Genomic DNA, 20,671 nt, shown 5'->3' with positions numbered 1-20,671 from the left:
ATGGATGGTTGTCGTGCGCCGTTTTTGGATTTGCCGAGATGATAACGTCTTTTCTCATGCGCGCAAAAATTCGAGATCGCGAATCAGCTCACTGGCGGCAATCGGATCGAGCACCGACAGCGGCTGCGGCGTGCCGATGTCGCCCCATGGGTTCATGCTGCCGACCTTGACCGCCTGTAAGGTCTGTTCCGAGTAGTCGTTGAGGTTATTCACGTCCAGGCCCGGATAGATCCCCAGCTCCACGGTCCGTCCCGCGCCGATATCCTTGTTGTAGGCCCAGATGCCCCCTGCGTCGCGCGCTTTTCCCCGGTGCCAGCCTTTGTTCGTCAAGCCCATCAGGCGGTCGGCCGGCATTTCCAGGTGCACCCAGCGCAGCAGTTCATCGGCAGCCAGTTCGTCCTGCGTCAAGGCATACGTCTCGCGGCCGATCTGGGGGAAGGGCTGCAGCAGTTCGTAGTCGGCGAACAGCTTGCCGAATGCATCCGCATCGCTGGCCGGGAGTTCGAGCGCATGCACGATGCCGACGCGCGCGCCGGCCGGCAGTATGTAGTTGTCGTCGGCGGCGTCGGTCAGCGCGCCGTCGGGGCCGACCCGGAAGCAGCCGGCCAAGCGAGCGCCGCCCGACGAATCGGTTTGGTAGACGCCCCATACCAGGCGCTGCACCAGGTGCCGCACCAGCGGATGCCTGGCCAGCAGTGCGAGAAAGGCGTCGCCGTCCCAGCGGCGGCGCGTGCACATCGCCACCTCCAGCCGTTTTACCTGCTGCGTGGCGATGGTGCGGGCATCTTTCTTGAGCAGTTTGTAGGTGTCGACAGCGCTCGCCGCCAGGCCTGCATCGTCGCTCTTGTTCGGTTTTGGCAGGTCGGCCAGGCGCGCGCCGCCGGCGTCGCGTACATACGGTTTCAGTGCTTCGTCGAAGCCGACGCGGAACTGGCGTGGACCGAAATCGAGCAGCAGCGAGCCTTGGTCGTCCAGTCCCAGCGTGGGCGCCAGGCGGTCTTCCAGTTCCTCCGGCGTCAGGCCGCGCGCGTCGGCGATCTGCTTGATCTTTTCGCGCGCGCTGTCCTGCAGGGCCTTGAACTTGAGCTTGAGCGCAACGCCGTTCAAGAGCATCAGCGCCAGGTCGGTCCCGATGCCGGCCAACACATCGAGTCCGGTCACGGCGCGCGCGTGCAGGCTTTCGCCCGGCCATGCGCGAATCAGCGGTGTGAGCTTGCGCGCGCTGTTGTCGTTGCCGAAAACGCCGAGGGCGGTAAACGCCCATTTTTCGGACGGGTCGCCGCCAAGGTCGTGCCAGGCGCGGAACAGGTCCCATGCAAAGGCGTCCAGCGACGCCGGCGTGCAGGCTCGCCGCACCTGTTCGAGCCCGGCATACACGCCCTCGCCGCGCGGGAATTGCAGCATGATGCCGATCAGGCCGAGCGCCTCGTCGGACAATGGCTTGCCGTTGCCGCGCAGGCGCGGACGGTGCCAGCTGCGCGGTGTCCACAGGCTTGGCAGGGTGGGGATCCTGGCGGGGTGAAGGTCCAGCGGATCTTCATCGAGCATGGCTTGCACCGCGCTGTCGACAGCGGCCACGCCGTAACGGCGCGCGACGTCCTTCAATACGTCGCCGTGGCCATTTGTGGCAAGCAGGCGCAGGGCGGCCGCTGCGGCGTCGCGTGTTTTGCCGGCCTTGCCAAGAGCGGGTGCGAGCAGGCCACAGGCGCTGTGTTCCGGGTTGGCCAGCAGCCAGCGGCGCGCGATGGCGCGCGCAGGCTTGTTTTTCAGCGTTGCCATTGCATGCGCGACCGGGAACGCCAGCTCCACGGCGCCGAAATGCAGCGCGTAGCACAAGTCTTCTTCCGGCCGCAGTTCACACATGGTGACCAGGCCGGGCAGGCAATCGATGCCGAGCGTGGCGATCGCATATCCGGGGGAATTGAACTCGTGCTTCGCCAACGCCGCCCATACAGCCTTGTTGAAGGGCGGCGGCAGATCGGCGATCAGCCGCACCTCGGCGTGAAGGTTCATGCGTGGGTTCTGGCGCGTTTTCCACAGCGCGACGACCGCGTCGACATCGCCAGCCGCGATCAGGTCGGCGGGTGTGACAAAGGTGGTCTGTTCATATGGATTGTATTTGTGGCGTTTCTCGTTGAGGACAAACTGGCGCTCGGCGGCGCTCCAGCGTTCGACCGCTGCCAGCGGCAAGGGCGCCAGATCGAGCGCCTTGGGTCGCGCTTGGCGCGGCGCCGTCCATGGCGGGTTTTGCAGCACCGGAGGCAGGTCGGCGCTGGCGGCCATCTCGCCCGGGGCGCAGAAACGCGCAGCCATATCGTCCAGTACCTTGAGCGCGGCGGGCGAGAGCCAGGGGCGCAACGACGGCAGTGTGGCGATGTGATCGGGTACCAGCCGGGTCAGGGTCGCACGCGCAACATCCGGGGCTTGCTTGTCGTGCCCTAGCAGTTCGCTCAAGCCGGCGATGGCGGCCCACGGCCAGCGCCTGACCGCCGCTTCCAGGCGCGAGGGGCTGCCGTTGCGCATGCCGCATGCCAGCGCCAGTGCGCCGATTGCGTCGGGCGTACCGATGCAGGCAAGTGCATCGGCAGTGATCTTCTCGGTGACGCCGTGTTTGAGCACTGCAACGGCATCGACGCCACGGTCCCTGATGGCGGTGGCGACGAACGCTGGTTTGTCGTAAAAGAGATAATACGCATCCCTGACGCTGTCGAGCAGGGCCAGGCTTTCGGGGTCGCGCACGCTCATGCGCAACCAGCCCGTCATGTCATGCAGATAGCCGCCGCCCTGGACCAGGGCGTCGGACAGCTCGGGAGCGTCCGGCAGGAGCACGCCGAACAAGGGTTGCCGATTGCGCGGAATAGCGTCCAGGTTTTCGCGCACCATCTCTACGCATGCCAGCCACACGTCCTGCGGTGCGTGAACGAGATGGGTGCGCAGCGCCAGTTCGACGTTCGTGTATGCGCCATGCGATCCATCAAACCAGTCAGTGTCGATGTCGTCAATGCAGACCCGCTGCTCGTATGCATAACGCCGGTCGACGTTGGCTTTTTGCAGATCGATCAGGATGCCCAGAGCGTACGGAAGTCCTTTTTCCGCAACCAGGAAGTCGAGGAAGCTGGTGTCTGTGGCGACAGCGTTGGTCTTGTCGAAAACGGTCGACACAGCCAGCATCACCATATCGGAGGCCGCTGAACCGCTGCGCAAACCCTGTTTGATACGGCTTGTCGCTTCATCGATTGCCGTCTTCCACGATGCGCCGGAGTATTTTGCCTCGACGCCTCGCACCTCGCGCGCGCGTTTCAGGAATAGTGTCCAGCTCTTGTCGGCATCGACAACCGGTGGCGTTCCAGGAAACTGGCGCGTCGGCAGGGCCAGCGCCATCAATGCGGGCGGCACGTCGATCAAGGGCGACACGGCAAGCCATGGCGCGATGCCGGCCGCTGGCGCGACTGGCACTTCAGGCGAAGGCGCCACCGAGGGCGCTGGCTCGGGCGGAACTGCTTGCGCATCGCTCCCGGCGCCGGTTTCGACGTAGCCCTTGGCGGTCTTCTCGCGTATCAGTTTATTCATCGCCGCATGCGCGGCGGCTGCGTCGGAATGGTTTTTGGTTTGCGCCTTGCCGGCGCTGCCGATCTTGCCGAAGCAAACCGTGACATCGCTGCCATCTTGCGTGACTTCCCAAAATTTGCTGGAGACGCTGTCGTTCAATTCAAATCGTCGCATGTTCTCGTCATTGTTGTTATCAGGGGTGCCGCCGCATCAGGCGCGCAGGTTTTCCAGGTCGCGGATCAGTTCACTGGCGGCGATCGGATCGCGCGTGGCAAGGGCGCCGACGACGACCTTCTGCAAGGTCTGCTGCGGAAATTCGTTAACCAAGCCCGCGATGATACCGGGTGTGATGCGCAGCTCGGCCACCCGGCCGTCGGCGAGCGGCTTGTTGAAGGTGACAATGCTGCCGCCATCCTGCGCCGCGCCACGGCGCCATCCCTTGTTGGCCAATCCAAGCACACGCCCGGTCGGCACCACCACCCCTTGCCAGCGCAGCAGCGATGTGGCCGAGGCTTCCTTTTTGCTCAAGGTATAGGTAGCGCGCCCGATCTGGGCAAACGGCTGCAGCAGCTCGTAGTCGGTAAACAGTTGGCCGAAGGCCGCCGCATCCACCGGCGGCAGCTCGAGCGCATGCGGAATGCCGATGTGGAGATTGCTGCACGCAGGTGGCATGAATTCATCGTCGTCGGCGGTGGTTGTGGCGCCATCCGGTCCGACCCGAAAGCACGCGAGAAGACGCCCGCCATCGCTGGCGCCCGGTTCGAGTTCGTACACGCCCAGTACCAGCCGCCGCACCAGATGGCGCACCAGCGGATGGCAGGCCAACAGGCGCACGAATACGTCCGGCTGCCAGCGCCGCCGCGCGCACATTGCCAACTCGAGCCGCGTGACCTGCTGCGCGGCGATGGTGCGGGCATCGTGCTTGAGTACCTTGAAGCGCGCTTGCGCCGCCCTGGCCAACGCCGCCTTGTCTTTTCGGTTTGGCTTGGGCAGGGCCGGCAGGCGCGTGCCGCCCGCGTCCAGTACGTACGGCTTGAGAGCTTCGTCAAAGCCGACGCGGAACTGGCGCGCACCGAAGTCCAGCAGCAGGGTGCCCTGCTCATCGAGTCCCAGGTCGGGCGCGATTCGGTCTTCCAGCTCGTCGGCGGTGAGCCGGCGCGCTGTGGCGACCTGTATTATTTGTTCGCGCGCCTTGTCCTGCAGCGCCTTGAATCGGACCTTCTGCGCAATCCCGTTGAGGAGCATCAGCGCGGTGTCGGTGCCGATTGCGGCTAACAGGCCCACGCCGATCGCCGCGCGCCCGTGCTGGTTCTGGCCCGGCCAGGTCCGGATCAGCGGTGTCAGTTTGCGCGCCACGGCGTCGTTGCCGAGGATGCCCAAGGCAGTAAAGGCCCAGTTATCCTTGATGTCGCCGCCGGCGCGCAGCCATGCGTCGAACAAGTCCCAGGCGAAATCGGCCAGCGACGCCGGTGTGCAGGCTTGCCGCACCTGGACGATGCCTGGGTAGACGCCGTCCGAGCGCGGAAACCGCAACATGATGCCGAGCCGGTCGAGCGCTTCATCCGGCAGAGCCTTGCCGTTACTTGCCAGGCACGGGCGGGCCGGACCGCGCTTTTTCCAGAATCCGGGCAGCGCTGCGATCGTGCCGAAAAAGCGTTCGAACGGGTCTTCCTTCAGCATGGCATCCAGGGCCGCGCTCACCGCGTCGTCTGCGTAACGGCCCGCCACATTCATCAGCAAGGCGGCGTGGCCGCTGGCGGCGAGCATGCGCAGCGCCCTGGCGGCGTTATCGTGCGCCTTCCCGGCCTTGCCAAGGGCGGGCGCGATTAGCGCGTACGCGGCGCGTTCCGGGTTGGCCAGCAGCCAGCGCTGCGCCATGTCGTGGTCGGCCTTGCCGTTGGCGTAGATGCGTGCCGCCAGCGCCGCGTCCCCGGCGTTGATAAGGTCTTCATTGCTTGGTCTGACGACGCGTACCGCCGATGGCCGGCGCTTGGGAATCTGCATTTTCTTCGTCACAGGCTGGCGTTGTACATCCAGGGGATGGGCCAGTCGCGCGAGTGGCAGCGGCCTGGCTAGCGCCGTGCGCGGCATCATCCACGGTGGGCTCACCAGTACTGCGGGCAGGTCGATCGGCTCAGCGGCGGCTAAGCTCGGAGTGACGGTCATGTGCACAGCGCCTCCATGTCGCGAATCAGTTCACTGGCGGCGATGGCGCTTAACGTCGATAGCGGCTGGGCCTTCTCGACGCCGCCCCAGGCGCTGCGACGGCCAACGCTGATCTGCTCAATGACCTGGTCATCCGAATCCATGATCGAACCGAGCATCAGGCCCGGGCCAAAATGCAGTTCCACCATGCGAGTGTCGCCCAGCTGCCGGCAGAAGTCGAAGACGAAGCCGGCATCCTGCGCATCGCCACGGTTCCATCCCTTGTGCGCCAGGCCCAGAAGGCGCCCGACAGGCACCACGATACCTTCCCAGCGTGTGAGCGCGCTCGCGGCCAATTCTTCGCTGGTCAGCGCGTAGGTGTCGCGTCCGAGCTGCGCAAACGGTTGCACCAGCTCGTAGTCGGCCAGTAGCTGGCCGAAGGCGGCTGCATCCTGCGCCGGCAGGTCGAGCGCATGCGGAATGCCGATGCGGATGTTCTCGCCCTGCGGCAGTTGCCAGGTGTCGTCGGCGGCGTCGGTCCATTCGCTGTCCGGGCCGACCCGGAAGCTGCCCCGCAAACGGCCACCGTGGCTGGCGCCCGGTTCCATGTCATAAGCGCCCCACACCAGCCGCTGCACCAGATGGCGCAGCAGCGGGTGTCCGGCCAGGAAGCATTGGAAGACGACCGGCTCCCAGCGTCGCTGCGAACACATGGCCACCTCCAGGCGCATCAACTGCTGTTCGGCGATGCTGCGCGCATCCTTCTTGAGCCTCTTGAAACGCTCGGTCGCCGCCGCCGACAGGGCGGCGTCGTCGCTCTTGTTCGGCTTGGGCAGGTCCGCCAGGCGCATGCCGCTCGCGTCACGCACGCAGGGCTTGAGCGCTTCGTCGAAGCCGACGCGGAACTGGCGCGGGCCAAAATCGAGCAGCAGGGCGCCGTCGTCATCGAGGCCCAGGTCGGGCGTCAGCCGGTCTTCCAGTTCATCGGTGCTGAGATTGCGCGCTTCGGCGATCTGGCCGATCTTGTCGCGGGCGTTTTCCTGAAGCGCCTTGAACTTGACCTTCTGCGCAATCCCATTGAGCAGCATCAAGGCCAGGTCGGTGCCGATCGCCGCCAGGACATCGAGACCGGCAATGGCCCGCGCGTTCTGGCTTTCGCCCGGCCAGGCGCGGATCAGCGGCGTGAGCTTGCGCGCGCAATCGTCGCCGCCGAACAGGCCCAAGGCCGTGAAGGCCCAGTTGTTTTTGGCGTCGCCACCGGCGTCGGCCCAGGCGCTGAACAAATCCCACGCGAACCGGCTCAGGGAGTCCGGCGTGCACGCTTGCCGCACTTGATCAATACCGGTATAGACACCATCGGCCTGGGGAAAGCGCAGCATGACGCCGATCAGGTCGAGCACCTCGTCGGGAAGTGGCTTGCCGTTGGCGGCCAGGTGCGGGCGCGCCCAGCTGCGCGGCATCCAGAACGCCGGCAGAGCGGCGATGTTGGACGGGAAGCGGTCGAGCGGATCTTCGTGCAGCATGGCGCGCATGGCGGCGTTGACGGCCTCCTGGTCGTAGCGGCCGGCCACCCCGACCAATATGGCTTCGTGGCCGTGCGCTGCCAGCAGGCGCAGTGCGCTGGCGGCGGCGTCGCGCGCGGCGCCGGCCTTGCCGAGTGCCGGGGCGATCAGGCCGCAGGCGGCATGCTCCGGATTGGCCAGCAGCCAGTTGCGCGCGATGTCGCGCGCCGGTTTGGACTTGAGCACCGCCAGCGCGCGCGCCACCGGCGCCGCCAGTTCGACAGCGCCGAAGTACATCGCATACTTCAATTCCTCGGCAGGGCGGCGCTCGCACATCACCACCAGGCCGCCAAGGGCGTCGATCCCCATGCTGCCGATGGCGTGGCCGGGCGAGTTGATATCGTACTTCGCCATGGCGCTCCACACGGCTGCATTAAACGGCGGCGGCAGCTTTGCGATGGCATGTACGCTGTTTGCCATATCGTGACCGGTTTGCCGGTAAGCTTCCCAACGCGCCACCACGCCCGCCACATCGCCGGCGGCGATCGCGCTGGCGTCGTTCGGCGTTGTGAATCCTGTTCCCCCGTATGTATAGATAATGAGGCGCCGTTCGCGCAGCACGCGCTGGCGTTCGGCGTCGCTCCAGCGTTCGACCGGTGCCAGCGGCAGTGGCGCGAGCAGCAGTGCCTTGCTTGCGCTTTTCGCGCGCGCCAGCCACGGCGGGTTGGCCAGCACCGAGGGCAAGTCGCTGGTGTCAGCCGTGTCGGCGGGCGCTTCCAGGCGCCCGGCAAGGCCGTCCAGCACCTTGACCGCCGCTGCCGACAGCCATGGCGTCAACGCGGGCAATGCAGCCAGGTGTTGCGGAACCAGTACGGCCAGCACCGAGCGCGCGGCGCCGGGGGCGCGCTTGTCGGTGGCGATCAATTCGGCCAGGCCGGCGATGGCGGCCAGCGGCCAGCGCGCCGACGCCGACGTCAGGCGCTTGATCGCCTTTTTTGTGGTGATCGACGTCAGTGCGCGGATCGCTTCCGGCGTGCCGATGCTGGCGATGGCGTCAGCGGCGAGGTCGACGCCGGCCCCGTCGCGCAGCGCGGCCACCGCGTCGGCGCCACGGTCCTGGATCGCGGTCGCAATCATCTCCGGCTTGTCGTACCACGTGAACAGGTAGAAGTCGTCGCACGCCTTGATCGTATCGAGCGCGCGCATGCTGGCGGCGTTGCGCACCGTCAGGCGCAACCACGCCATCGAAGTCGGGTAGTGGGGACCGGCGGCGGCGACGATGGCCTCCGACAGGCCCACGGCATCGGGCAGCAGCACGCCGAACAGCGCCCGCCGGTGCTCGGCGAGCGAGGGCAGGGCATCATGGACACGCTGCACGCAGGCGTCCCACACATCCTGTGGCGCACGGGCCAGGTGGGCGCGCAGCGCCAGTTCGGTTTTGCCGAACACGTTTTCGGTCGGCGCAAACCATTGCTCGGCATTGTCGTCGATGCAGATGCCGGGGTTGCGCAGGCCCTGCTGGCGCACGCTGATGCGTTCCATTTGCAGCATGGCGTCGAGGGCGTGCGCGACGCCTTCGCGGGCCACCAAAAAGTCGATGAAGGGCACGCCATCGGACGGCGCCAGCAGGTCGTCGAAGGTGCTCGATAGCGCCAGCAGGACGATGTTCGAGGCGGCGGAACCATCGCGCTGCCCGTGTTCGATGCGCTGCGCCGCTTCCTCCATCGCCGGGCGCCAGCCGGATGAGGAGAGCGCGGGACTGAGCGGAGCGCATTTTCGCGCGTACGCCAGGAATAGGTTCCAGCTGGCGCCAGCGTCGATTGCCCGCGCGGCGCCCGGAAAGCGGCGTGAGGGCAGGGCCAGCGCCATCACCGTGGCCGGCATGTCGATCAACGGCGAGACGGCCAGCCAGGGCGCCATTTCCGACCCGGGCGCAGGTGCAGCCGCCAGTGGCAGTGCCATTAGCACTGGCACCGCCGCCACTGGCGCGCCGGTCGAGGTTTCGGCATAGCCCTTGCCGGTTTTTTCGCGTATCAATTTAGCCATCGCCGCGCCGGCTGTGGCGGCATCAGGATGGTTCTTGGTCTGGACCTTGCCCGCCGTGCCGATCTTGCCGAAGCAGACCGTGACGTCGCCGTTTTCCTGGCTCACTTCCCAGAATTTACTGGAAACGCCATCGCTCAATTCAAATCGCCGCATCGTTCTTCCTGAATGTAAAAGTGTGGTCGCGCCGCTCAGGCGCACAATTCCTGCATGTCGCGTATCAGTTCACTGGCGACGATGGAGCCCAGCGTCGACAAGGGGTAACAAGCCGCTTTGCCGTTGACTGCCTGGCCGTGCGTGACACGCACTTCCTTCAAGCGCTGTTCCGGATCATGCTCCGGCATGCCGACGATCAGGCCGGGATCGAGGTGCAGTTCCAGCAGGCGGCCATCGCCGAGTGGTTTGTAAAACTCGCCGATCCAGCCGCCGTCCTGCGGGTCGCCGCGACGCCAGCCTTTGCTTGTCAGGCCAAGCACGCGTCCCGTTGGCGCCTTCATCGCGTCCCAGCGCGTCAACGCGAGCGCGCCCGCTTCCGCCTCGGTGAGGGTGTACGTGTCGCGCCCGATCTGGGCAAACGGTTGCAGTAGTTCGTAGTCGGAAAACAGCTGGCTGAACGCGCCTGCCTCGGCGGCCGGCAGGTCGAGCGCATGCGGAATGCCGATCATTGCATCCTGCGGCAGGTCGAATGCTTCGTCGGCGGCGCTGGTCAGCGCGCCATCGGGGCCGACACGGAAGCACCCGAGCAGGCGCTCGTCCGGACCCGCCGCGTACACGCCCCACACCAGCCGCTGCACCAGATGGCGCACCAGCGAATGGCCCGCGAGGAATGTGAAGAAGACCTGCGGCTGCCAGCGCCGCTGCGTGCACATCGCCTGCTCCAGGCGCAGCACCTGCTGCGCGGCGATGGTGCGCGCATCCTTCTTGAGCAGCTTGAAGCGCTCTTGCGCCGCGCCGGACAATGCGGCGTCATCGGTTTTCTTCGGCTTGGGCAGGTCGGCCAAGCGCGCGCCGTCGGCGTCGCGTACATACGGTTTAAGCGTTTCGTCGAAGTCGACGCGGAACTGGCGTGGGCCGAAGTCGAGCAGCAAGGCGCCGTCATCGTCCAGGCCCAGGTCGGGCGCGAGGCGGTCTTCCAGTTCGTCGATGCCCAGCTTGCGGGCCTCGGCGATCTGGCCGATCTTCTCGCGTGCGTTGTCCTGCAGGGCCTTGAACTTGACCTTTTGGGCGATCCCGTTGAGCAGCATCAGCGCGGTGTCGGTACCGATTTCGCAGAGAATATCGAGGCCGAGAATGGCGCGCTGGTGCTGGCTCTGGCCCGGCCAGGCGCGGATCAGCGGCGTGAGCTTGCGCGCAATGTCGTCGTTGCCGAACAGGCGCAGGGCGCTGAACGCCCAATTCTCTTTGGCGTCGGCGCCGGCGTCAGTCCACGCGGTGAACAGGTCCCAGGCAAAATCGGCCAGCGAGGCGCTCGTGCAGGCTTGCCGCAAGTGCTCGATGCCGGGGTACACCCCGTCGGTCTGCGGAAAGCGCAGCATCACGCCGATGGGGTCAAGCGCGGCGTCGGGCAAGGCCTTGCCGTTGCAGGTCAGGCGTGGACGGGTCCAGTTGCGTGGCATCCAGAAGGCCGGCAGCGGGCCGATTTTGGCGGGCAGGCGGTCGAGCGGATCTTCGTCGAGCAGGGCGCGCAAGGCCGCGCCGACGTCACCGCGCTGGTAGCGGCTGGCCACATCGGCCAGCACAGCTTCGTGGCCGCCGTCGGCCAGCAGGCGCAGGGCGCGTGCAGCGGCGTCGCGTGCGCCGCCGGCTTTGCCGAGGGCCGGCGCAATCAGGCCGCAGGCGGCGTGCTCCGGATTGGCCAGCAGCCATGTGCGCGCCAGCTCGCGCGCCGTTTTGCTTTTAAGGGTCGCGTAGGCGCGCGCAACCGGCGCCGCCAGTGCGACCGCGCCGAAGTAGCCGGCGTACGGCAGTTCGTCGGCCGGCCGCCGCTCGCACATGCCGACCAGCGCCGGCAGGCCGGCCAGGCCCAACGTGGCAATGGCGTAGCCGGGCGAGTTGATCTCGTATTTGGACATGGCGGCCCACACGGCCGCGTTGAACGGCGCCGGCATGTCGGCAATCGCATGCACGCAGCCTCCGATTTCGTAGCCGCCGATCGAATAGGCTTCCCACAGGGCGACGACTCGGGCCACATCTCCTGCCGCGATGGCTGCAGCCGCGTCGGCGGGGCCGGGATAGCGTTTCCAGTTGTACGGCCAGGCGTTGTAGCGCTTTTGCTTGAGCAGATCCTCGCGCTCGTCCTCGGTCCAGCGTACCAGCGGCGCCAGCTCCAGCGGCGCGAGCGTGAATACGTTGGCGTGCGGCTTGGGCGGCACCAGCCACGGTGGACTTGTCAGTACCGCCGGCAGCTCGGCCAGGTCGGCCAGGTCGGCCGGGGCGGCGACGCGCGCGCCAACGAGATCGAGCAGCAAGGCCGCCGGCGGCGAAAGCCAGGGCTTGACGGCGACGACCGCTTCCGCATGGTCCAGCACCAGGTCGGCCAGCACCGCGCTGGCGGCGGCCGGCGCCTGCTTCGCGGCGGCCAGCTCGGACAGGGCGGCCAGCGCCGCATAAGGCCAGCGCTTCGCCGCCGTCGCCAGGCGCTTGAGCGACTTCTTGCTCGCCTCGCAGGCCAGCGCCAGGGCACGCAGCGCGTCGGGCGTGCTGATATGGGCCAGCGCCTCGCCGGTCGCATCGATGCCGGCGCCGTCCCTCAGCAAGTCGACCGCCTTGACGCCGCGCTCCTGCACCAAGGTGGCCACGGCGGCGGGAAGGTTGTAAAAGAAGTGAACCGCATAGGTGCCGGTGGAAGGCACGAACGGATCGAGCGCCTGCAAGGCTGCCGGCGCGTTCGCGCTCAGGCGCAGCCAGGCGGCCGTGTCGACTTCCTGCTGCGCGAGCGCGAGGGCCAGCGCGTCCGACAGGTCGGGAAGGTCGGGCAGCAGCACGCCGAACAGCGGCTGGCGGCGCACGGGCAATGTCGGCAGCGCCGCGCGGATCATGCCGACGCACTGCTCCCATACCTTCTGCGGCGCGTGCGCCAGGTGCGCGCGCATTGCCAGCTCGGTCGACCCGAAGTCGTCATTCGATGGTGAATACGAGCCAATGCCTTGTTCGCACATGTACCAGCACATGCCGTACTGGTTATTGCGCTCTTCGATACTCACGCGTTCCATGTCGATCAATACCTGCAGCGCATACGGCAAGCCTTTGTCGGCCACCAGGAAGTCGAGGAACGGCGCGCCATCCGACGCCGCCAGCTTGTCTTCGACCAGGGTGGAGATAGCCAGCAGCACCAGGTCGGATGCGGCGGAGCCGCTGCGCACATTGCCGCTGATGCGGGCGACGGCCTCGCGCACGGCGTCCTGGAAGCTTGTGGGTGAGTTGTCTGGGTCGACGTCGGCATAGCGCTGCACGCGCGAGGCGAACAGCGTCCAGCAGGCCGCCGCGTCTGCGTTTGGCGGTGCACCGGGAAAGCGGCGCGAGGCCATGGCCCTGGTCGCGAGGGTGCGCGGCAGGTCGATCAGCGGGGCGACGGCCAGCCATGGCGCCACCGCGCCCGTTGGTGGCGGTGCGGCCGGCAGCGCTGCGGCCAGGGCAACCGGCTCCGGCGTCGGGCGCGCGCCCGGAGTGGTTTCGGCGTAACCCTTGGCGGTCTTTTCGCGAATGAGTTTTTCCATCGCCGCCGCCGCTTTGCCTGCATCGGCGTGTTGCTTGGTCTGGCTGGTGCCGGCGCTGCCGATCCTGCCGTAGCAGACGTTGACGTCTCGGTCGTCCTGGCCTATCTGCCAGAATTTGTCGGACGTCCCATCGCTCAATTCAAATCGCCGCATTCTGTCTCCACAAAGTTCAAGCGCCACCGTACGGTTCACGCGCACAGCGCCTGCATGTCGCGAATCAGTTCACTGGCGGCGATCGCATCGAGCGTCGACAAGGGTTCCGGTTCGTCCACGCCGCCCCAGCTGCCGGGCAAGCCGATAGTGAGCTGCTCGAGGGTCTGCTCAGGAAATTCGTCCACCAGGCCGGCGACGATGCCGGGTTCGAAGCGCAGGTTGACCACGCGGCCGGCGCCGAGCGTCTTGGTAAAGTCCAGGATGCTGCCACCGTCGAGCGGACGGCCGCGTCGCCATCCCTTGTTGACCATGCCCAGCATGCGCCCGGTCGGCACCACCATGTCTTTCCAGCGCATCAGCGCGGTGGCGCCCAGTTCCGCGCCGCTCAGCGCGTAGGTGTCGCGCCCGATCTGGGCGAATGGCTGCATCAGCTCATAGTCGGCGAACAGCTGCGCAAAGGCGGCGGCGTCGCCGGCCGGCAGGTCGATCGCATGCGGGATGCCGATGCGGATGTTCTCACCTTGCGGCAGCGCGAGTGCGTCGTCGGCGGCATCAGTCATGTCGCCTTCGGCGCCGACGCGCAGGCAGGCGAGCAAGCGTCCGCCGTGACTGGCGCCGGTGTCGACTTCATACACGCCCCACACCAGCCGCTGCACCAGGTGGCGCAGCAGCGGATGGCGCACCAGGAAGTCGAGGAACACTTGCGGCTCCCAGCGGCGCTGGGCGCACATGGCCACTTCCAGCCGTACCACCTGCTGGGCGGCGATCGTGCGCGCATCCTTCTTGAGCAGCTTGTAGCGTTCGACCGCCGCCCCGGCCAGTTCGGCGTCGTCGGATTTTTTCGGCTTGGGCAGGTCGGCCAGGCGCGCGCCATCCTCGTCGCGCACGAATGGCTTGAGCGCTTCGTCGAAACCGACCAGGAAGCGGCGCGGCCCGAAGTCGAGCAGCAGCGTGCCTTGTTCGTCCAGGCCCAGGTCGGGCGCGAGCCGGTCTTCCAGTTCTTCGGTGGTCAGCTTGCGCGCTTCGGCGATCTGGCCGATCTTTTCGCGCGCGTTGTCCTGCAAACCCTTGAACTTGACCTTTTGCGCAATGCCATTGAGGAGCATGAGGGCGGTGTCGGTGCCGATCGCGGCCAGCACGTCGAGCCCGGCGACCGCGCGCGCATGCTGGCTTTCGCCAGGCCAGGCGCGGATCATCGGGGTCAACTTGCGCGCCACGTCGTCGTTGCCGAACACGCGCAGCGCGCCGTAGGCCCAGTTTTCTTTCGGGTCGGCGCCGGCGTCGAGCCAGGCGCGGAACAGGTCCCACGCAAAATCGGCCAGCGAGTCCTGCGTGCAGGCCGCGCGCACCAGGTGCAGTCCGGCGTAGACGCCGTCTTCCTGCGGAAAGCGCAGCATGGCGCCGAGCGGATCGAGTGCGCTGTCGGGCAGTACCTTGCCGCTGCCCGCCAGGCGCGGACGGCTCCAGTTGCGCGGCAACCAGAATGCCGGCAGGGGGTCGACCTTGGCCGGATGGCGCTCGAGCGGGTCTTCATCAAGCACGGCCATCACGGCGGCGTCGACCGCATCCTGCTGGTAGCGGCTTGCCGTCTCGAGCACGATCGCGCGGTGTCCGCGCGCCGCCAGCAGTTGCAGGAGGCCGACGGCGGCGGTGCGCGCCGCGCCGGGTTTGCCCAGCGCCGGCGCAATCAGGGCGCAGGCTGCGTACTCCGGATTGGCCAGCAGCCAGCCGCGCGCGATGGCGCGCACGGCTTTGTTCTTGCCGCTGGCGCAGATGCGCGCCATGAGCTGCGCCAGTTCGACGGCGCCGAAGTACATTGCATACGGTAGCTCGTCGACCGGATTGCGATCGCACATGAGCAGCAGCGCCGGCAGGCTCTCTACACCCAGCGTGGCGAAGGCGTAGCCGGGCGAGTTGATCTCGTGCGCGGACATGGCGGTCCACACCGCCGCGTTGAACGGCGCGGGCAGGTCGGCGATGGCATGTACGCAGCCACCGATGTCGTGATTCTCGTCGGCGTATTGCTCCCACAGCGCGACCACGGCCTCCACATCGCCCGCCGCGATGGCGGCGGCCGTGCCTTGCGGGCCGTCGAAGCGCTCGGCGTCGTATGGCCAGGCGTTGTAGCGCTGGTCGGCGAGCAGGCGCTGACGCTGCTGTTCGGTCCAGCGCATGCAGGGCGCGAGCGGCAGCGCTGCCAGCACCAGCGGTTTCGGGGCCGGCTTGGGTGGTGTCATCCACGGCGGGTTGGCCAGCACCGCTGGCAGTTCGTCCGCAGCGGCGCTGTCGAGCGACGCCGCGAATTTGCCGGCCATCTCGGCCAGTAGCCGGGCGGCCGGCGCGGATACCCAGGGCGTCAGCGCGGGCAGCGCGTCGGCATGGTCCAGCACCAGGCTGGCGAGGGTGGCGCGCAAGGCCGGCGGCAAGGCCGGCTCGCTCGAGACCAGCTCCGACAGGGCTGCCAGGGCGGCCAGCGGCCAGCGCTGGGTCGCCAGCGTCAGGCGCTTCAGCGACTTTTTGGTGACGTTGCAGACCCTCGCCAACGCGCGCAGCGCCTCCGGCGTGCCGATGCATGCCAGCGCATCGCCCGCCGCATCGACACCGGCGGCATCCTCGAGCAGCGCGACCGCGTCGACCCCATGTTCGAGCACCATTGCGGCCACCACGGACGGGTTGTCGTAAAACAGGTTGTGCGCGTACTCGTCATATTTTGGCTCGAACGGCTGCACCGCCTGCAGGCTGGCCGGATCGCGCGCGGTCAGGCGCAGCCACCCGCTCGGGTTGTAGGGATGCTGCGCCAGCGTGAGGATCAGCGCGTCCGACAGGGCCGGTTGCTCCGGCAGCAGCAGGGCGCACAGCGGCTGGCGGAATACCGAGAGGGTGGGCAGGCCGTCGCGCAGCAGTTGCGCGCACTGCTGCCACACGTCTTCCGGCGCCCATGCCAGGTGCGAGCGATATGCCAGTTCGGTCGCGCCGAAACCGCCGCGCGACGATCCGTACGAAAGGTCGGTCTCGTCGGATATATACCAATGATTAGTAAAACGGTTGCGCTCCTCGCGGATACTCATGCGCTCCATCCGCAGCAACGCCCCGATGGCGTACGCAAGGCCCTTGTCGGCGACCAGGAAGTCGAGGAAGGGCGCGCCTTGCGCCGGCGCCAGCGTGCTTTCGAAGCGCGTCGACAGCGCCAGCAGGACCGCGTCCGACAGCGCCGAGCCGCTGCGCAGGTCTTGCTCGATCCGCTGCATCGCTTCGGTTACGGCGGCGCGGTATTGTTTATGCGAGTGCTTGGGGTCGGCCGGAACGTAGGCGCGCGCCAGCGACAGGAACAGCGTCCAGCAGGCGTTGGCGTCGGGGTTCGGTTGGCGCCCGGGGAAGCGGCGCGAGGGCAAGGCCTGGGCCGCGAATGCGGCCGGCATGTCGATCAACGCGGCGGCTGCCAGCCACGGTGCGCTGTCGCCCGCTGGTGTTGGCGCAGGCGACGGCGCTTGCGATAGCGGCGGCGCGGCAGGTGCGCGAGCGGGCGCCGTGGCGACCTTGACCACTTTGACCGCCTTCGGCGTTGCCGCGACCGCGATGATGGCGGGCGCACCGGTGTTGACTTCGGCGTAGCCCTTGCCCGTTTTTTCGCGTATCAGCTTGTCCATCGCGGCGCCGGCTTTGGTCGCATCGGCGTGGTTCTTGCACTGGGTTGTGCCGCCGGTGCCGATTTTGCCGTAGCAAACAGTCAGGTCGCTGCCGTCCTGGCTGATTTCCCAAAACTTATTCGAAGTCCCGTCGCTCAATTCAAATCGCCGCATTCTCAGTCCTGTTGTGATGGTGTGCGCGTGCGCCGTCTCAGGCGCGCAAGTGTTCGATGTCGCGTATCAGTTCACTGGCGTCGACCGGGTCGAGCTGCGCCAGCGCTACCGGGTCGCGTGGATAATATCCGAGCTGGTCGCTGCTTCCGACCAGCACCAGCCTGAGGATTTGTTCAGGATGTTCCTCGGTTGCGGCGATCATGATGCCCGGCTCGAAGCTCAATAGCGCCACCCGCCCGTCGGCCATGGCCTTGCTGAAGTCGTGCACGTTGCTGCGTTCTTGCGTGCGGCCGCGCCGCCAGCCCCACTTGCCCAGCCCCAGGATGCCGCCGCTCGCCGCCGGCACGCCATCCCAGCGAAGCAAGCGGTCCGACGTCATCTCGGCGTCGGCAAGTGCATAAGTGTCGCGATCGAGCTGGGAAAACGGCTGCATCAGCTCATAGTCGGTCAACAGCTGCGTAAATGCCGCCAGGTCGGCAGCCGTCATGTCGAGCGGGTGGGGGATGCCGATGCGGATGCCGTCGTCCTGTGGCAGCGCGTATGTGTCGTCGGCGCTATCGGCGAAGGAGCCGTCGGACGCGAGCCGGAAGCACGCTTCGACGCATTCGTCGCGATACGCGGCCCATACCACGCGTTGCGCAAGGTGGCGCACCAGCGCATGGCCGGCCATGAAGGTCATGAAATTTTCCGGCGTCCAGCGACGCCGCGCGCGCATCGCCATTTCCAGCCGCGTCACCTGCTGCGAGGCGATGGCGCGCGCATCTTTCTTGAGCTGCTTGTAGCGCTCTGTGGCCGCGCGCGCCAGTTCGGTGTCGTCGTCCTGGCGCGGCTTGGGCAGGTCGGCCAGGTGCGCGCCGTGTGGGTCGAGCACATAAGGACGCAGCGCTTCGTCGAAGCCGACGAGGAACTGGCGCGCGCCAAAGTCGAGCAGCAGCGTGCCTTGTTCGTCCAACCCCAGTTCGGGCGTGAGGTGGTCTTCCAGTTCGTCGGCGCTCATGCCGCGCGCCTCGGCAATCTGCGCGATTTTTGCGCGCGCGCTCTCTTTCAGCGTTCCGGAATTGAAGCGCTTGACAATGGCGCGCAACTCCAGCAGGGCCACATCGGTGCCGATCGCGCCGAGTACGTCGACCCCGAATGCCGCGCGCGAATGCAGGGCGTCGGCCGGCCACTCGCGCACCAGCGGTCCGAGCTTCCTGGCGATGTCGTCGTCGCCCAGCACGCCCAGGGCGGTGAAGGCCCAGTTCTCGCGGGCGCTGCCGCCATCGTTCTGCCAGGCGATGAACAGATCCCAGGCAAAGGCGGCCAGCGAATCGGGCGTGCATGCCGCGCGAACCTGGGCCAGGCCGGCGTATACGCGCTCCCCTTGCGCAAAGCGCAGCATGGCGCCAAGGGCGTCGATGGCGGCGTCGGGCAGCGCCTTGCCATTGCTGGCCAGGCGCGGACGGGGCCAGCTGCGCGGCGCCCAGAAATCCGGTACGACTGCCAGTTTTGCCGGATACAGGTCGAGCGGATCCTGGTCGAGAAGCGCGCGCAGGGCGGCGCCGACCGCAGGCTGCTGGTAGCGCGCGGCGACCTCCATCAGCAGGGTGTCGTGGCCGGCGGCGGCGAGCATGCGCAAGACGTCGGCCGCTTGCTCGCGCACGCTGCCCGCCTTGCCCAGGGCCGGCGCGATCAGCGCGCAGGCGGTGTGTTCCGGGTACGCCAGCAGCCAGCGCCGGGCTGCGGCGCGCACCGCTCTCGTTTTCAGGGTCGCATAGGCGCGTGCGATAGGCGCCGCCAGTTCGACCGCGGCGATATGGCGGGCGTACACCAGGTCGTCGCCAGGACGCTGCTCGCACATCGTCACCAGGGCCGGCAAGCCGCTCAGGCCCAGGGTTGCCACCGCGTAGCCGGGCGAATTGATCGGGTGCCCGGCCGTGGCGTTCCATACCGCCGCGTTGCAAGGAGCCGGCAGGTCGGCGATGAGATGCACGCAGGCCGCGAAGAACTTGTTGTCTTGCGCCGCTTCCTGCCACATGGCGATCAGGCCGGCGGTGTCGCCGGCAGCGATGGCCGCCGCGCTGTGCGCTGGCGCCGTGGCCCGGGTGGCGTAAGTAAACAGCGTCTCGCGCTCTTCCATGCGCATCGCTTCGCATTCCTCGTCGCTCCAGTGCGCGACGCTCGCCAGAGGCAGCGGCGCCAGCGACATCGCCGCGACCGCCTTTTTGCGCGGCGCCAGCCAGGGTGGATTGGCCAGCACCGGCGGCAGGTCGGCATCGGCGGCAAGCGTGTCGTCGGTGAAGCTGGCGCTGAGCGCATCGAGTACCGCCGCCGCCTGCGCCGTTATCCACGGCCTGAAAGCGGGAAGAACTGCGAGGTGTTCGTAGGCCAGCGTGGCCAGCATCTCGTGGACAGCATGCGGAACCTGCTCCTCGGTGGCGATCAGCTGTGCCAGGCCCGCGATCGCCGCCAGTGGCCAGCGCCGCACGACTTCGCGCAAGCGCTGGCGCGCGTCGACGGCGGGCTGGCGGAAAAATCCGCGGCTGGCCTCCACCAGTTCGCGCCCGAGCGTGTGGATGGCCAGCGGCGTGCCGATCCAGGTGAGCGCCTCGGTGCCCAGCTCAATGGTGGGTGCGGCATGCAACAGCGTGGCGACATCGGCGCCGTGTTCCCGGATCAAGGTGGCCATGACCGTGAGCGCGCTGTCACGATACAGCTCGGTGTCGCGACCGGCGCCCATCACCAGTGCCCTGGCGTTGGCAAGGGTGGCGTACATCTGCGAAAGAGACGCGGGAGGGCGGCAGGTCTCGTTTCCTTGCTCTGGTAAGGGCCGCAGCGCGATAAGTGGCGCGTCGGGTTGGAAGGGCGCCAGATTCACGCGGTAGGCTGCTGGCAAACGCGCCAGACGCTCACCAATCGTTTGCATGCACTGATTCCACGTCTCCTCGTTAGCGTGAACGAGGTGCTGGTGAAGCGCCCGTTTTGTCCTGATACGGTAGTACGTATCGGTCAGCGTCTCATCGCGCCCGATTGCGCGCACCTGCCAGCGCTCGTTGGGCATGGCGGCGCTCGCGCGTATTGAATTGGCGCTCAGTTGTTGCGTGGCGGTTAACATCACGTCGACCGCATAAGGCAGTCCTTTTTCAGCCGCGAGAAAATCGAGGAAAGGAAAGGCGCCATTGAATTCTTTTGGTGACCAGAACTGGGCGGCGATGGCGAACATGATCGTATCCGACAGCATGCTGCCGCTGCGCGTGCCTTGCCGGATGCGCTGCATGGCCTCGTTCAGGCCAGCGTGCAGATGCGTGTCGCAGATGGACATGGCCGGGTCGCCGTACGCGCGCGCGACCTGCAGGTACATGTCCCAGGCGCGGCCGGCGTCGGTAATCGGCGCCGGACCGGGTGCCTGACGCGAGGGCAGGGCCAGCGCGGCCAGGCCGGCCGGCAGGTCGAGCACCGGTCCGCAGGCGAGCCATGGGGCGATGTCGCCGGCCGCAACCGGCGTTGCCGGCGCGGCAGCTGGATTGCCCACCACGGCGATGCCGGCCCCGGCGCCTGCCTCCACATAGCCCTTGGCGGTCTTTTCGCGCACCAGTTTGCCCAGCGCGGCGGCCGCCGTGGCCTCGTCCGCGAAGGTTTTCGGTTTGCTTTGTCCTGCGGTGCCGATCCTGCCGAAGCGGATATGCAGTTCGCAACCGGCTTGCCCGACTTCCCAGAATTTACTGGAAACGCCATCGTCTAATTCAAATCGCCGCATCATGAATGTCCTGGAAAATGGATTTCT

At 67.2% G+C, this 20,671-nt stretch carries 6 protein-coding genes; all 6 read right to left on the bottom strand.

Translation table 11 applies throughout. The features are described from left to right. Positions 1–54: 54 nt before the first annotated feature. From F2P46_RS16505 to F2P46_RS16480, 6 genes are read right to left on the bottom strand one after another with little or no spacing between them, the layout of a single operon-like run. Positions 55–3,723 (bottom strand): DUF4132 domain-containing protein, encoded by a 3,669-nt coding sequence (locus F2P46_RS16505; RefSeq protein WP_166891694.1) that lies wholly within the window; start codon positions 3,721–3,723, stop codon positions 55–57. A 36-nt stretch (positions 3,724–3,759) separates the two neighbouring features. Continuing rightward, positions 3,760–5,715: a DUF4132 domain-containing protein gene (locus F2P46_RS16500; protein WP_166891692.1), complete on the bottom strand. Its 1,956-nt coding sequence runs from the start codon at positions 5,713–5,715 to the stop codon at positions 3,760–3,762. Then, positions 5,712–9,395 (bottom strand): DUF4132 domain-containing protein, encoded by a 3,684-nt coding sequence (locus F2P46_RS16495; protein WP_166891690.1) that lies wholly within the window; start codon positions 9,393–9,395, stop codon positions 5,712–5,714. Before F2P46_RS16495 ends, F2P46_RS16500 begins: the two co-directional genes overlap by 4 nt. Before the next feature lie 35 nt (positions 9,396–9,430). Continuing rightward, positions 9,431–13,108 (bottom strand): DUF4132 domain-containing protein, encoded by a 3,678-nt coding sequence (locus tag F2P46_RS16490; RefSeq protein WP_166891688.1) that lies wholly within the window; start codon positions 13,106–13,108, stop codon positions 9,431–9,433. A 35-nt stretch (positions 13,109–13,143) separates the two neighbouring features. After that, the gene (locus F2P46_RS16485; RefSeq protein WP_166891686.1) at positions 13,144–16,908 is read right to left on the bottom strand and encodes a WGR and DUF4132 domain-containing protein; all 3,765 of its coding nucleotides are present in this window, start codon (positions 16,906–16,908) and stop codon (positions 13,144–13,146) included. Between the two features lie 37 nt (positions 16,909–16,945). Then, a complete protein-coding gene (locus tag F2P46_RS16480) occupies positions 16,946–20,647 on the bottom strand; it encodes a WGR and DUF4132 domain-containing protein (RefSeq protein WP_166891683.1) in 3,702 nt (1,233 codons plus the stop codon). Between the last annotated feature and the right edge of the window lie 24 nt (positions 20,648–20,671).

The organism is Massilia sp. CCM 8734 (assembly GCF_011682155.1).
In the GTDB taxonomy this organism is placed as follows: domain Bacteria; phylum Pseudomonadota; class Gammaproteobacteria; order Burkholderiales; family Burkholderiaceae_D; genus Telluria_A; species Telluria_A rubra.
The sequence above is the reverse complement of the archived record's forward strand: the minus strand, read 5'-3'. Positions and strand labels throughout refer to the sequence as shown.